Annotated in this window: 10 protein-coding genes and 1 pseudogene; 6 read left to right on the top strand and 5 right to left on the bottom strand. The window is 46.3% G+C overall.

What is annotated here, in order from left to right; translation table 11 throughout:
* Positions 1 to 316: 316 nt before the first annotated feature.
* Positions 317 to 1,249: a LysR family transcriptional regulator gene (locus tag J3U76_RS14170; protein ID WP_208006625.1), complete on the bottom strand. Its 933-nt coding sequence runs from the start codon at positions 1,247 to 1,249 to the stop codon at positions 317 to 319.
* Positions 1,250 to 1,611: 362 nt separating this feature from the next.
* Here J3U76_RS14170 and J3U76_RS14165 point away from each other — a divergent pair, with 362 nt between their 5' ends.
* Positions 1,612 to 3,048: a YfcC family protein gene (locus J3U76_RS14165; RefSeq protein WP_208006624.1), complete on the top strand. Its 1,437-nt coding sequence runs from the start codon at positions 1,612 to 1,614 to the stop codon at positions 3,046 to 3,048.
* 126 nt (positions 3,049 to 3,174) lie between these two features.
* A complete protein-coding gene (locus J3U76_RS14160) occupies positions 3,175 to 4,131 on the top strand; it encodes an agmatinase (RefSeq protein ID WP_208006623.1) in 957 nt (318 codons plus the stop codon).
* Between the two features lie 140 nt (positions 4,132 to 4,271).
* On the opposite strand, the gene J3U76_RS14155 is transcribed toward J3U76_RS14160, so the two are convergent.
* Positions 4,272 to 5,297, bottom strand: a complete 1,026-nt coding sequence (locus J3U76_RS14155; protein WP_208006622.1) for an asparaginase — start codon at positions 5,295 to 5,297, stop codon at positions 4,272 to 4,274.
* 321 nt (positions 5,298 to 5,618) lie between these two features.
* Here J3U76_RS14155 and J3U76_RS14150 point away from each other — a divergent pair.
* Positions 5,619 to 5,926 (top strand): annotated as a pseudogene (locus J3U76_RS14150) (transposase); the annotation flags it as partial.
* Positions 5,927 to 6,403: 477 nt separating this feature from the next.
* Here the strand turns inward: J3U76_RS14150 and tusA are convergent.
* The 3 genes from tusA to fadB form a co-directional block, all read right to left on the bottom strand.
* A complete protein-coding gene (gene tusA, locus J3U76_RS14145; RefSeq protein ID WP_208006621.1) occupies positions 6,404 to 6,646 on the bottom strand; it encodes a sulfurtransferase TusA in 243 nt (80 codons plus the stop codon).
* A gap of 254 nt (positions 6,647 to 6,900) precedes the next feature.
* A complete protein-coding gene (gene fadA / locus J3U76_RS14140; RefSeq protein ID WP_208006620.1) occupies positions 6,901 to 8,076 on the bottom strand; it encodes an acetyl-CoA C-acyltransferase FadA in 1,176 nt (391 codons plus the stop codon).
* The gene (gene fadB / locus J3U76_RS14135) at positions 8,073 to 10,241 is read right to left on the bottom strand and encodes a fatty acid oxidation complex subunit alpha FadB (protein ID WP_208006626.1); all 2,169 of its coding nucleotides are present in this window, start codon (positions 10,239 to 10,241) and stop codon (positions 8,073 to 8,075) included. Before fadB ends, fadA begins: the two co-directional genes overlap by 4 nt.
* Positions 10,242 to 10,505: 264 nt before the next feature.
* On the opposite strand from fadB, the gene J3U76_RS14130 reads away from it, so the two are divergent.
* The 3 genes from J3U76_RS14130 to hemG all read left to right on the top strand — a co-directional run bounded on the left by J3U76_RS14130 (position 10,506) and on the right by hemG (position 13,200).
* On the top strand, positions 10,506 to 11,126 hold the full coding sequence (locus J3U76_RS14130) for a YigZ family protein (RefSeq protein WP_208006619.1): 621 nt from the start codon (positions 10,506 to 10,508) through the stop codon (positions 11,124 to 11,126).
* 76 nt (positions 11,127 to 11,202) lie between these two features.
* Positions 11,203 to 12,660: a TrkH family potassium uptake protein gene (locus J3U76_RS14125; protein ID WP_208006618.1), complete on the top strand. Its 1,458-nt coding sequence runs from the start codon at positions 11,203 to 11,205 to the stop codon at positions 12,658 to 12,660.
* A gap of 9 nt (positions 12,661 to 12,669) precedes the next feature.
* Positions 12,670 to 13,200, top strand: a complete 531-nt coding sequence (gene hemG / locus J3U76_RS14120; protein WP_208006617.1) for a menaquinone-dependent protoporphyrinogen IX dehydrogenase — start codon at positions 12,670 to 12,672, stop codon at positions 13,198 to 13,200.
* Positions 13,201 to 13,627 lie beyond the last annotated feature (427 nt).

The following is a 13,627-nucleotide window of genomic DNA, read 5'->3' as shown; positions in this document are numbered from 1 at the left end:
GCGCAATTTGAGTGCGAGACTTTCCATCTTGAAAATGCGCCAGTGCCAGTAAACGCATCTTCATTTGTATAGACTTTTGCTTACGAGCAAGCGCTGTGAAGTCCGTATTTTTGAAGTCATCCATAGAGTAATCATCAAGTAAGGCAGGGTGGGAACAATTAGACCATATCTTTACTTAGATTGGTATGAGAATTAACATAAACAGGGGGATGGGGCCAAGTGCATTACTGACCATGAGCATGAGTACCCTTACCAAACGAAAACTGACGGTCAGTATACCTGCAGAGAGGGGGCGTCATATCGCCAACCCCGTGATTTAATTGCCTTTAAAGGCGTCATTTAGTATGTGGAGGAAAAGCTCTGTGCGCTTGTTCTGCTGAACTCTCTTTAATGTACAAGCATAAAAAGGAACTTTGCACTCTGAACCCGCGATCGGCAAGCGTCTTAACCTGTGGTTATTGTTGGTCGCTTCTACGGTATGAATAGGCAGAAAACCGAGATACAGTCCTGATAAGATCAGTGACAATATCACGTCAATGTCATTGGAGCTCGTCTCAGCGGCTAGTCCAAGGGATTGAGCACGAATATCGGTCAAAGTACTATGACTTCTTGATACGTAAGGCAGGCCTTCCAGCGCTTCACGTTCAAAGATAATACGATTGTCATTATATAGTGGGTGCCCTATCGCACAGTATAAACCCGCTTTTTCATTGAATATCGGTGTGAATTCAAGATCGACAGGCTGCTCTGCTGTACCCAAAATTCCCAAATGCAATTGCCTTTTTTCGACCTGCCGCATTATTTCGTTGGGGGGGATTACTTTACACTCTATGGTCAGTTTTGGTGCTTTTTTCTTTACTTCTTTTATCAGTTCAGGAAACCTAAGTTTAGGAGAAAGTAATATATGATTGACTACCCCTATACGCAGCACGCCTGACAAGTCTTCCCGCAACCCCTCCAGTCGCTCTTCACTGGTCTGCAGGGCTTCTGACAGTAAACATGCGACATCATAGACAATACGTCCTTGCTCAGTAAGAGCAAAACCCTTTGGACCTCTGCTGCATAGTTCGATACCCACCCTGATTTCCAGATCTTTGACCTGACGGCTGATAGTTGAGAGGTCGACATTGAGAAAGTCGGCAGCTTGAGACAGGCCGCCACTCTCGACAACGGTTTTGAAAACACTCAGCCGGTGGATGTCAGCGCCGCGTAGCTGCTGTCTGTTGGGAAGTTGGTGTATGTTGTCCATGCTTGCAATCTTATGCAATCAAGCTTGTCTTATCCACACTTTTTTTCTCCTGGTTGATTGGATAATGTATTGCGTAGCGTAAATGTTGCTTGTATGTAATGTTTATGTATCCATTGTTCAGGTGTTAAATAAAGTAGTAACTCTAATTTTGGTTTTGGTTGGATCTTTTTTAGGGTAGATACAGCCATGATGCTGAAGAAAGGAGCAGCATTTTTCACTGATTTAATAATAATCAACTTATATTAGGTCAACTTCAACTCTCTGGCAGTGCTTCTATTTTATCGTGTGGTTGGTTTAGTTAAATAGATATTCGGTTATTGTAATTAATAGTTGTGAGATAAAATACAGGAAGGGAACCTCTAATGATAAAAGCTATCAAAGGAATAATGGTAGGTAATACAATTGCAGACGATAGGGCGAAGACAGAAGATGACTTGACTCATCCATTTTTTGCTCTTTTGGTCATATTGGTTATTGCCGTGGTTGCGGCAAACTTCATACCCAGTGGGGCTTATGAGAGAGTTGCTTTCGAAGGAAGAACTATAGTAGACGCTAATAGTTTTGAGTATGTTGAGAAAAAATATGTAGGGATATCTGAGTTCTTTACGTCCTTTTACTATGGGTTCAAGAGCACATCAGGTCTAATGGCTCTGATATTTTTTGCGGGAGGAGCCTTTGGGGTAGTCAAAAATATTGGTCTTCTCGAATCGGCTATTAAAGCTGTTTCATTTAAATTGAGAAATACCCACTTCTCGATTATTGCCCTTGTGATGATGACCTTGATCGGCACCCAGATTGCTTTTACCAGTCTGTGGGAACTGAGTATCGTCATGATTCCCATGGTGGTTCCTCTGGTTCTGGCTCTTGGCTACGATAGGGTAGTAGGGGCCAGTATAGTTATTCTGGCCGCGTGTGCGGGATTTGGTGCGGCATTGACAAACCCGCTGTTTACCGCGATAGCTCATAAAATTGCTGAGTTGCCAATCTATTCAGCCATGTGGTACCGGGGGATAGTATTTGTAGTCGTATTAGCAGTTTGTTATATCTACCTGATGGTTTATGCTGCCAAGGTAAAGAAAGATCCAAAAAAGTCTTTGGTATATGGAATTGAATCAGATTATAAAGCACTGGATGATAGTATTGCTGAATTCACTGCGCCTCTCAAAAGAGCAGGGGTTGCTTTCTTGGCAATGTTTGCATTCCTGTTGTATGGCGTTATTTCTCTTGGCTTTGATTTCCCTGAAATAAGTGCAACTTTTGTTGCTCTTGCCTTTGTTGTAGGTCTGGCATACGGTAGTAACCTTAACAAAATTTGCAAAATGTTTGGCGAAGGAATGAAGGATATATTCTTTGCTGCCACAGTGATGTTTTTTGCAATGGCGGTGCTGCATGTTCTGAAAGAAGCTCAGACCATAGATACCATTATTGCATTCTTCGCTGATCTTGTTACTGGGCACTCTCCCATAGTTACTGCAAATCTTATGCTATTCATGCAGTCTGCGATTAACTTCTTTATTCCTTCCGGCAGTGGCCAGGCATTGATTACAATGCCTATTATGGTGCCTCTTGCTGACCTGGGAGATGTAAATAGGCAGGTTGCAGCATTGGCCAGCCAGCTTGGTGATGGCTTCTCTAACTTCATATACCCGACCAATGGAACGTTACTGGCCATTTTGATGGCAGCCGGGATACCTTATTCGAAATGGTTCAAGTTTTTCTTTCCACTATTTTTAATTTTGATGGTGATCTCAGCACTGGCGGTTAGTATTGCCGTAATGATTAATCTGGGGCCATTCTAATAGTTAAAATATAAATACAGTGGGAGGGGGGAGTCCTCTCACCTATCGATTTATTTATACAATCAACAATATCGCAAAGTATTCATCATAATACTTATGAAAAATAAACAGGAGTAAGGTGTTAATATGTCAAACAATATCGTATCAAAGCCCAAGCATGGTCATGTCAGCATGCTATATTCTGAAGTGTGCACGGATCTTGATAATCTTAAAGCTGATATTGCATTTCTCGGAATTCCTCACGGCGCTTCTTATACGGTTGCAGAAATAAGCAATGACCAATCTCTGGCTCCTACTGCCGTACGACAAGCAACGGATCGAACATTACGTTACTTGGATCGCTATGACTTTGACATCGGCGGTACACTTTATGACGGCCGAGATATCTGGACAGTTGATTGTGGCGATGTGTTGGGTGACCCTACCGACCCTCAGGCCCAGACCAAAAATGCAGAAGAGGCGGTCAGGAAAATTCTTGCCGCAGGAGCTATGCCACTAATTATCGGCGGTGACCATAGTATTCCTATTCCTGTTCTTCAGGCTTTTGATAAGGAAGAACCCATTACCATTATTCATATAGATGCACACCTTGATTGGCGAGACGAGATCAATGGCGTTAAAAATGGGCTGTCAAGTCCTATCCGCCGGGCATCCGAAATGGATCATGTTGGAGAGATTTTCCAGATTGGTCTTCGGGCACAAGGCACAGCTAGACCCGAAGAGTATGAAGCTGCAGAGGCATATGGAGCTCACATCATTCCAGCCTATGAAGTGCACGAAAAGGGAATGAAAGCTATCCTGGACAGGATCCCGAGCGCAGGACGATACTACATTACTATTGACGCTGATGGTGTAGATCCTTCAGTTATGCCAGGTGTGGCTGGTCCAGCCTTTGGTGGGCTTACTTATTGTCAAATGCGTGAGCTTCTGCATGGTCTGGTGAATAAAGGACGCGTTGTGGGGATGGATATTGTCGAGATAACCCCTTCAAAAGATGTGAACCAAATGACGTCTATTGCAGCAGGAAGGTTTTTTGTAAACCTGATTGGTGCTGCTGTTAGAGCCAATTACTTTGAGAAGTAAAGTAAATCGTTAAAAATAGCCCTGTTTGAATACAAACAGGGCTATTTTATATCTGAACTCACCTTTCACCACTGGCTTGTCAGTCAGTGTCCCAGCCCAGATAAGCTTCATTCATTACTGGATGAATAGGCGGTAGCAGTTCAGCGTTCGATAAGTTCGCCACGTAAATTACGCTGCATCAGCAATTTGACCTGTTCGCTCGAGATGCCGGCTGTTAGCAGGTAATGAAGCTTGGTAAACGCAGCCTCTCGGCGCATGTCCTGTCCAGAAATCACTCCGGTATCGACCAGAGTTTGGCCTGAAGCGTAGGTATCGAGCGATAGTGTTCCCTCATGGCAGTGAGTTGTGGCGATCACTACAACTCCTTTATCGACGGCGTATTGTAGTGCGCTCATGAAAGCATCGTCTTGATCTGGTACATGTCCCATACCATAGCATTCGAGGATAATACCTTCGGTACCGGCATCGACCAGCGCGTGCAATGTGGCGGCACGAATACCTGGGTAAAGGGGTAATACGGCAATATCAACTTCCCTATGTTCGTAGATATCGAACCATGTGGAGCGTTCGGCCCAGTCAGAGCAGTTATGTCCACAGAATTTTAATTTCCCGGCAAGCGTTGCGAGTGCTGGAAAGTTAGGTGAGCTGAAAGCATCCAGCGCCATCGAGTCTGATTTTGTCACTCTATTGGCACGCATCAAGTTTCTACCAAAGAAAACAGATACTTCGTTATAGTCACTTTCTCCTGCAGCCAAGAGAGCATTACACAGATTACTCCGAGCATCGTTACATGGTTCATAAAGAGGGATCTGGGATCCTGTTACGACCACCGGCTTCTCTATATCAGCCAATAAAAACGACAGTGCTGATGCAGTATATGCGAGGGTATCGGTACCATGAATAATAACAAACCCATCGTATTGATCCGCGAGGGATCTTACCTTGCTTGCCAATTCGAACCAGGATAAAGGCGTGACATTTGGGCTATCAATTGGTGGGTTAAGCTCGATAAAGTCATAAGCAGGAAACACAGTGTTTTTGAGTTCAGGGATTTTATCAGTGATCATCGCAGCCAGATCGGGGGCTGCGGTATATCCCCGATCAGAAGGTAACGAACTAAAGGTCCCGCCTGCTGATATTACGCAAATGAATTTTTGATTGTCCATATACTACCCTAAAATAATGACAGATGCGGCCAGGAGCGACGCATGCTCGTTTTATGAGCAACTCTGTCTCATCTCCCGTTATTCGTCGTTTAGTATTACTAGCACGGTATCAGTCAAGTTCAGATACTTAAACCACAGCCTTATTTAACCAACGCTGTGCTCTCAAGCTGTTTTCTTTTTAATCGCTTACGCGTCAATCTGATTATAAGCCACTATTATTCAGATATTAAAGGATGGGTAGTGCATGCTTGCTGGTGCCAAAGCACAAGTATACCAGCTCCTCAAGCTTAGCTAGCCGCTTGAGCTCCGGAGCTATGTAGTGGTCATGTTGCACTCAGCAACGTCGGTGTTTGGTTTCAAGATGAGGCTCGATTTGGCCAGCAGCATACTACTACGCGTTTATGGGCTAAACGTGGTAGTCGACCAAGGGCCGTTCAACAGCAACAATTCGAATATGCCTATTTTTTCGGTGCCGTTTGTCCTGCAACTGGGGTGACAGAAGCGTTATTGAGCCCCGTCGTCAACCGAAAGGTGATGAGAGAGCATTTACTTTGATTTCAGTTCGCACAGAGCCCGGTCGGTATGCAGTAGTCATCATGAATGGTGCGGGATGGCACACTGCTGATATCAAACACACTAAATATTTGTTCTATTGAAAATCTGCATAAAAGAGGAAACTGAGCCACCTCCCACGACACGCCATAAACCTATCCATGGGGGCTCGGGAATGCCGTTCATGGCATTTCACTGTCTTAGTGGGAGGAGACCTCAGTCGCCTCTTATTGAGCTCAGAGTTGTCTGTGAGGCTGCTAACAGGCGACCCAGTGGCTGATGGCCGGATAAAGGGAGTGACGCCACCGACCATCGCATGACAGGGGCGCCATGTGTTGAGCGTCACATGGATGTGCTTGCAGCGTGTCGGTGGGGTCACCCCTTTGTTCGGCTTTTGTAGTAAGCAAACCAAACTGGCTATTTCTTTAATATGATTGGTATCAGCCTTAAGCTGTCAGCGATCAGATAAAGAAATACACTGCTCTTTCGCTTAGTTCTGTGGTTCGCCGTTGACCTAAACTGACAGCTTAAAGCTGACGGCTTACAGCTTTTAGTTATCCTTTTTGAATCACAAACTGATAAGGCAGTTGTTCTATTTGGCTAGACAGCAGGGCGTGATCCATAAATTGGCAAAAACTGGGAATATCGCGGGCTGTTGACGGGTCGTCGGCGGTGATCAGTAAGGTTTCACCTGACTGCATACCGCGCACTTGCTTGCGCACCATCATCACCGGCTCTGGGCAACGAAGGCCAATGGCATCAAGAGTATGTTGAGCGTCGAGAGTGGCAGTGGTCATGGAGTAATTACCTTAAAATGACAGCGTTAAAAACAGCCGCCTATTTTAAAGCTGTTTAAATAATGGTCAACCTATAAACACAGCCTTAAGCCGTCAGCTTTAAGCGATCAGCTAAAGATAAACACCGTTTTTTGCCGCCTTACCGGAAAATGCATCGCCATAAGCTGTACGTTAAAGACGAACGAGGTTTTTTGCCCAGCAGCGATTGCTGCTGGGCCTGTGTACAGAGCTTATTCGTATGGCGTAAAGCGGCTTTACACCCTTTCAAACACTGTGGCTATGCCTTGGCCTAGGCCAATGCACATGGTGGCTACGCCAAAGGTGGCATCTTTGTTTTCCATGAGATTAAGCAAAGTGGTAGAAATGCGCGCACCCGAGCAACCCAGCGGATGACCCAGAGCAATGGCGCCGCCATTAAGGTTCACTTTATCGTCCATGACATCTAGTAAACCCAGCTCTTGTAATACCGGCAAAGACTGAGCAGCAAAAGCCTCGTTTAGCTCAAACAGATCAATATCGCCAATAGACAATCCGGCCCGTTTAAGTGCTTTATGTACCGCAGGCACAGGGCCAAAGCCCATAATGGCAGGGTCACAACCGGCCACTGCCATGGCGCGAATGCGGGCGCGAGGCTTTAGGCCCAAGGCTTTGGCCTTAGCAGCCGACATTACCAACATAGCCGACGCGCCGTCAGATAAGGCCGAGGAGGTGCCTGCGGTTACCGTACCATTGGCGGGATCAAAGACGGGTCGTAATTGAGACAGTGATTCTAAGCTGGTATCAGGGCGGATCACTTCATCGTGCTCAAATAAGGTTAAACTACCATCATGGTTGTGACCGTTAGTGGGCAAGATTTCGTTAGCAAAACGGCCCGCTAACCTAGCTTGGTGAGCTAATTGGTGTGAGCGCACAGCAAAAGCATCTTGTTGCTCACGGCTTACCTTATACATGCGACCCAGCATTTCAGCGGTGAGTCCCATCATGCCCGAGGCTTTAGCGACATTGAGAGCCAGTTTGGGGTGAAAGTCCACACCATGGTTCATCGGCACATGACCCATGTGCTCCACGCCACCAACCATAAATACATCACCATCACCCACCATAATGGCGCGGCTGGCGTCGTGCAGTGCCTGCATAGAAGAACCACATAAGCGGTTAACGGTAACGGCCCCCACTTGCTTTGGCAGGCCGGCAAGCAAAGCGGAGTTGCGGGCAATATTAAACCCCTGCTCTAAGGTTTGTTGCACGCAGCCCCAATACACATCTTCAATATCGCTGGCCGCTAATGCTGGGTTTCTGGCGAGTAAGCCCTGCATGAGGTGTGCAGATAAATCTTCGGCTCTCACGTGGCGAAAAGCACCGCCTTTAGAGCGCCCCATAGGGGTACGAATACAGTCGACAATCACGACTTCGTTTAATGCTTGGTTCATGCTGTGGTCTCCTGCGCCAGTGGGTAGAAAAGATGTTTGTTTGCGGCCATGTCACGTAAACCGTCACTCACTTGATAAAGCGGACCAAGGTGAGCAAATTTATCTGCTAGGGCGATATATTCAGTCAGACCCATATTATCAAGATAACGGAATACGCCGCCGTGGAAGGGCGGAAAGCCAATACCATAAACCAGAGCCATATCAGCTTCAGCGGGGGAGCCAATAATGCCTTCTTCTAAGCAAAGCACCACTTCATTAATTAGAGGGATCATCATGCGCGCGATAATATCGTCATCGGTCAAGGTGACAGATTCGCCAGCAATGGCTGCTAACAGCTGATAGCTTTCAGGATCGGCGTCTTTTTTCAGCTTGCCTCGCTTATCTTGGCTGTAAGCATAAAAGCCTTTGCCATTTTTTTGGCCAAAACGCTCTGCTTCATACATTACATCTATGGCATCTTTACCTGACTTACTCATGCGCTCAGGAAATCCATCGGCCATGACCGCTGCCGCGTGGTGACCGGTATCTATACCCACCACGTCGAGTAAATAAGCGGGGCCCATAGGCCAGCCAAATTGCTGCTCCATCACTTTGTCGACGGCCACAAAGTCAGCTCCGTCGGCCACTAGTTGGCTAAAACCAAAGAAATAGGGGAAAAGTACGCGGTTAACGAAGAACCCCGGGCAGTCGTTGACCACAATCGGCGACTTACCCATGGCGGCAGCATAGGCCACCACTTTATTAATGGTATCGTCAGCAGTGTGCTCACCTCGGATAACTTCCACCAAAGGCATACGGTGCACTGGGTTAAAAAAGTGCATGCCGCAAAAGCGCTCGGGGCGTTTCAGGTGTTTGGCAAGTGTAGAAATGGGAATGGTCGAGGTATTAGAGGCGATCACGGCATCATCACTGACGCTCGCTTCTACTTCTGCTAGCACTTGGCCTTTAACTTTCGGATTTTCAACAACGGCTTCTACAACAGTGTCTACGCCTTGTAAGCCGTCATAACTTAGGGTCGGGGTAATATTAGCCAGTACATGAGCCAGCTTTTTACCATCAATACGGCCACGCTCGAGCTGCTTATTCAATAACTTACCCGCTTCTGTCATGCCAAGTGCTAGTGCGGAGTCATTAATATCTTTCATTACTGCGGGTATGTCTTTAGAGGCGGATTGATAAGCAATGCCGCCGCCCATAATACCGGCACCTAATACGGCGGCTTTTTGGGTTGCTGGCGCCGCCTTTGCCGCTCGTTTGGCCTTACCCTTAATAAACTGATCGTTCAGGAAAATACCCACTAAGGCGCGGGCGACTGAGGTTTGGGTGAGCTTAATAAAATTTTGTTGCTCAAGCGCCAAAGCCTCGTTACGCGCCATGCCAGCGGCCGCTTCTATGGTTTTTACTGCCAGTATAGGCGCAGGATAATGCGGCCCTGCCTTTGCGGCCACCATACCTTTGGCGGTGCTAAAGCTCATGGCTGCTTCAAGTTTATCGAGCGTTAATGGTGCGGTTTTTTGTGCGCGCCTGCCTTGCCAATCTTGCTTGCCTGCGGCGGCATCTTGTAATAATTGTATGGCCGAGGCTTCAAGTTGCTCGGTATCGACAACGGCATCCAATACGCCGATTTTTAAACAGGCGGCTGCTTTATGATCTTTAGCGGTCGTGATCCACTCAAGTGCGTTATCAGCGCCAATCAGTCGCGGCAAGCGCACAGTACCACCAAAACCTGGCATTATGCCGAGTTTAGTTTCTGGCAAACCAATGCGGGCACTGGCATCACCAATACGAAAGTCGGTCGCTAAGATACACTCGCACCCACCGCCCAAGGCATAACCACGCACCACAGAGATGGTGGGGTAGGGTAGGTCTTCAATTCGATTAAAAAGCTGATTCGCTTGGGTTAACCAGTTGCCTAGGGTGGCTTCTGGTAAGTCGAACATGGCTAAAAACTCAGTAATATCGGCGCCCATAATAAAGGCGTCTTTAGCTGTGGTGAGCATTAAGCCTGTAATGTCAGAGTGTTTTTCTAATGCGCTCACCGCTTGATCAAGTGAAGCTAGGGTGGCGCTGTCTAGTTTATTAATGCTGCCTTTACTATTAAAACAGAGCTTAGCAATATTGCCTTCTACTATCTCGATTGAGAGGGCGTCGCCTTGGTAGATCATTTTCATGTCTCCTTAGTTCCCTTGGGGCTGCTCACACATTGGCAAGCAGAGATAGAATGACTATGAACAGAAAACCAGCAGAGTTCAATAGCTAATTCAAACAAACGTTTTAATTGTGTTGAGTGTCTGTTAATAACAAAAAATACTTATCCCCTATAAATAGAAAATGGCAGCCCAACCTGCAAAAGATGACAAACCAGCTCAATTCAGCAACAATGTTGCGCTATTTTTAATGCTCTTCTTTGTCAACTGGGAGTAAATATCATGACCTTATCTCCCTACCTGATCCCTGCCAACCCACTAATCTGGGAGCAGGAGATTAAAAAAAGCCGTTTTATTGCTTATATTGGCCATACGCCAACGCCCGAAGAGGCAAAGGCGTTTGTCGATAGTATTCGTGCCAAAGAGCCCACGGCACGCCACCATTGTTGGGCATTTGTTGCCGGTCAGCCTAGTGACTCCCGTGTGCTGGGGTTTAGTGATGATGGTGAGCCATCGGGTACGGCGGGAAAACCCATGCTGGCGCAACTACAAGGTTCAGGTATTGGTGAGATAACCGCAGTGGTAGTGCGCTACTTTGGCGGGATTAAGCTGGGCACGGGGGGATTAGTACGTGCTTATGGCGGAACTTTATCAATGGCGCTGGCCGAGCTATCTCTCACGGAACGGCGACTTTTTTCTGAGCTAAAGGTGACAGTGCAGTATGCTGATATGCCGGTGGTGGAATTTTTGTTAGCAGAATATAAAGCTCACTGGCAAAAGGTAGACTACGGGGCTGACGTGAGTGGTGTGTTAGCGGTAGAAAGCCGTGATGTGTCCGACTTTTGCGCTCAACTCTTAGATCGTAGTCAAGGACGAGTGGTTGCAAAGCTCTTAGGTGACTAGCACCAAGCGCTAACGTATGGCGTACAGCGTGGAACCTATGACGTGAGCGCAGCTTTTAATATTGATTGGAAACACCATGCATATACGCACTATTATCCGCATTGTAGGCATTCTTGTTGCTTTATTTAGCGTGACCATGCTGGCACCGGCATTAGTGGCCTATATTTATCGAGATGGCGCTGGTCTCGATTTTTTTAGCGCCTTTGTGATCTGCCTGATTTTAGGCGTTGCTCTATGGTTTCCCAACCGCACCCACAGTAAAGAGCTGCGCTCTAAAGAAGGCTTCTTGATTGTGGTGTTGTTTTGGACAGTGCTGGGCAGTGTGGGGGCCATTCCCTTTATATTGAGTGCCGAACTCGATATGACGGTGGCCGCCGCTTTCTTCGAGTCGTTCTCTGGGCTAACAACAACGGGTGCCACTGTGATTAGTGGTTTAGATAACTTACCCAAAGCGATTTTATTTTATCGGCAAATGTTGCAGTGGCTGGGAGGCATGGGGATTATTGTATTGGCAGTGGCCATACTCCCTATCCTTGGCATTGGGGGCATGCAGCTGTTTCGTGCTGAAATACCAGGGCCTGTTAAAGATAATAAAGTCGCCCCCAGGATCGCCGAGACGGCGAAAACTCTCTGGTATATCTACCTAGTGCTAACCATTAGTTGTGCCTTGTTATTATGGTTAGCAGGCATGAATCTGTTTGATGCCATTTGCCATGCGTTTTCAACGATTGCTATTGGCGGCTTCTCCACTTACGACGCCAGTGTGGGTCATTTCGCCAGCCCCATGATTAATGCCATTATTGTGGTTTTTCTTATGATTGCCGGCGTTAACTTTAGCCTACACTTTGCCGCTTTTGCTAATCGAGGACTGAGGCTGTCGGTATACCGTCTTGATCCTGAAGTAAAGGTGTTTATTGGCGTACAAATCGTACTGACACTTATCTGCATGGCTGCTCTATTAAGTCATCAGGTTTACAGCAACCCATGGCAAGCCCTTGATCAGTCACTATTTCAGTCTGTTTCAATTGCGACTACTGCAGGCTTTAGTACCACTAGCTTTTCAACATGGCCACTCTTTGTGCCGGTATTATTAATGATGGCCTCATTTATCGGCGGCTGTGCAGGCAGTACGGGCGGCGGCATGAAAGTAGTACGAATTATGTTATTGAACTTACAGGGTATGCGAGAGCTAAAACGGTTAATTCATCCCAGAGCCGTGTATCGAATAAAGCTTGGCAATAAAGCACTAGCTGATAAAGTGGTGGAAGCGGTGTGGGGCTTTTTTGCCGCCTATGCTTTAGTGTTTGTATTATGCATGTTGGCGCTGTTAGCGACCGGCATGAATGAGTTAACGGCATTTACAGCCGTTGTGGCTACCCTCAATAACTTAGGCCCAGGATTGGGAGATGTAGCAGCTAACTTTGGTACCACTTCAGATGTAGCTAAGTGGGTTATGATATTGGCCATGTTATTTGGTCGACTAGAAATTTTTACCTTGCTGGTACTGTTTACGCCAGCGTTTTGGCGTAGCTAAGAGGAGTTTATGGAAAAGCTATTAGTACTTTATTCATCGCGTAATGGTCAAACACAAAAGATCATTGATGCGATGCAAGGTGAGTTTGAGGGTTATGATGTTGAGATAGCTGATTTGCATGAACCTCTTCGCAAGAATTTAAGCAAATATGACAAAGTACTAATAGGTGCTTCTATTCGTTATGGCAAATTTCACCCAGGCCTTTATAACTTCATTAATATTCACAGTGAACAGCTCGCTGCAGCCGACGCTAGCTTCTTCTGTGTTTGCCTAACCGCGCGTAAGCCTGAAAAAGCTGTGCCCGAAAATAATGCGTACATCAAAAAGTTCTTGCAAAAGTCTCGTTGGCGACCAAGAAATATCGCCGTATTTGCTGGTGCGCTTAAATACAGCGAATATACCTGGTGGCAAGCCCGATTGATTCAGATGATTATGAAGATGACAGGAGGCAGCACAGATACCAGCCAAGATTTAGAATTTACCGACTGGGATAAGGTAAAAGAGTTTGCCAAGCTAGTTGCACGCAATAAGTACGAATAAACAGCAGTAAAGTTAGGAAAAGAGTCGTTTGAGCTTATTTTTTGTACGTAATGACTTTTTTTCATAAAAATCACATAAAACACTTGCGTCAAATCTCTACTTCCCTATAATGCGCATCCACTGACACGGGGCAAGTCGCTCACGGTCACAAGGGTTTGCAGAGAACAAAATAAAGTTTGAAACAAACACTTGACGAATAATACGGAATGCGTAGAATACGCCTTCCTGACTCGAGAGAGTCAAACGCTCTTTAACAATTTATCAAGCAAACTGTGTGGGCACTCGCAGAGCGTTGAGAACAAAAAATATTGTTTTTCAATGTCTTGTGAAGTGCAACTAGAAATAGCAGTACATCAGTAATTCATTGAGCTAGAACTTTTAATTGAAGAGTTTGATCATGGCTCAGATTGAACGCTGGCGGCAGGCC

The sequence above is a fragment of the Oceanisphaera pacifica genome (assembly GCF_017498065.1).
GTDB lineage: Bacteria > Pseudomonadota > Gammaproteobacteria > Enterobacterales > Aeromonadaceae > Oceanimonas > Oceanimonas pacifica.
The sequence above is the reverse complement of the archived record's forward strand: the minus strand, read 5'-3'. Positions and strand labels throughout refer to the sequence as shown.

Bases quoted from the DNA above. Each gene is read 5' to 3' on its own strand.
- J3U76_RS14170 (WP_208006625.1), bottom strand. From the start codon at position 1,249: ATGGACAACATACACCAACTTCCCAACAGACAGCAGCTACGCGGCGCT.
- J3U76_RS14165 (WP_208006624.1), top strand. From the start codon at position 1,612: ATGATAAAAGCTATCAAAGGAATAATGGTAGGTAATACAATTGCAGAC.
- J3U76_RS14160 (WP_208006623.1), top strand. From the start codon at position 3,175: ATGTCAAACAATATCGTATCAAAGCCCAAGCATGGTCATGTCAGCATG.
- J3U76_RS14155 (WP_208006622.1), bottom strand. From the start codon at position 5,297: ATGGACAATCAAAAATTCATTTGCGTAATATCAGCAGGCGGGACCTTT.
- tusA (WP_208006621.1), bottom strand. From the start codon at position 6,646: ATGACCACTGCCACTCTCGACGCTCAACATACTCTTGATGCCATTGGC.
- fadA (WP_208006620.1), bottom strand. From the start codon at position 8,076: ATGAACCAAGCATTAAACGAAGTCGTGATTGTCGACTGTATTCGTACC.
- fadB (WP_208006626.1), bottom strand. From the start codon at position 10,241: ATGATCTACCAAGGCGACGCCCTCTCAATCGAGATAGTAGAAGGCAAT.
- J3U76_RS14130 (WP_208006619.1), top strand. From the start codon at position 10,506: ATGACCTTATCTCCCTACCTGATCCCTGCCAACCCACTAATCTGGGAG.
- J3U76_RS14125 (WP_208006618.1), top strand. From the start codon at position 11,203: ATGCATATACGCACTATTATCCGCATTGTAGGCATTCTTGTTGCTTTA.
- hemG (WP_208006617.1), top strand. From the start codon at position 12,670: ATGGAAAAGCTATTAGTACTTTATTCATCGCGTAATGGTCAAACACAA.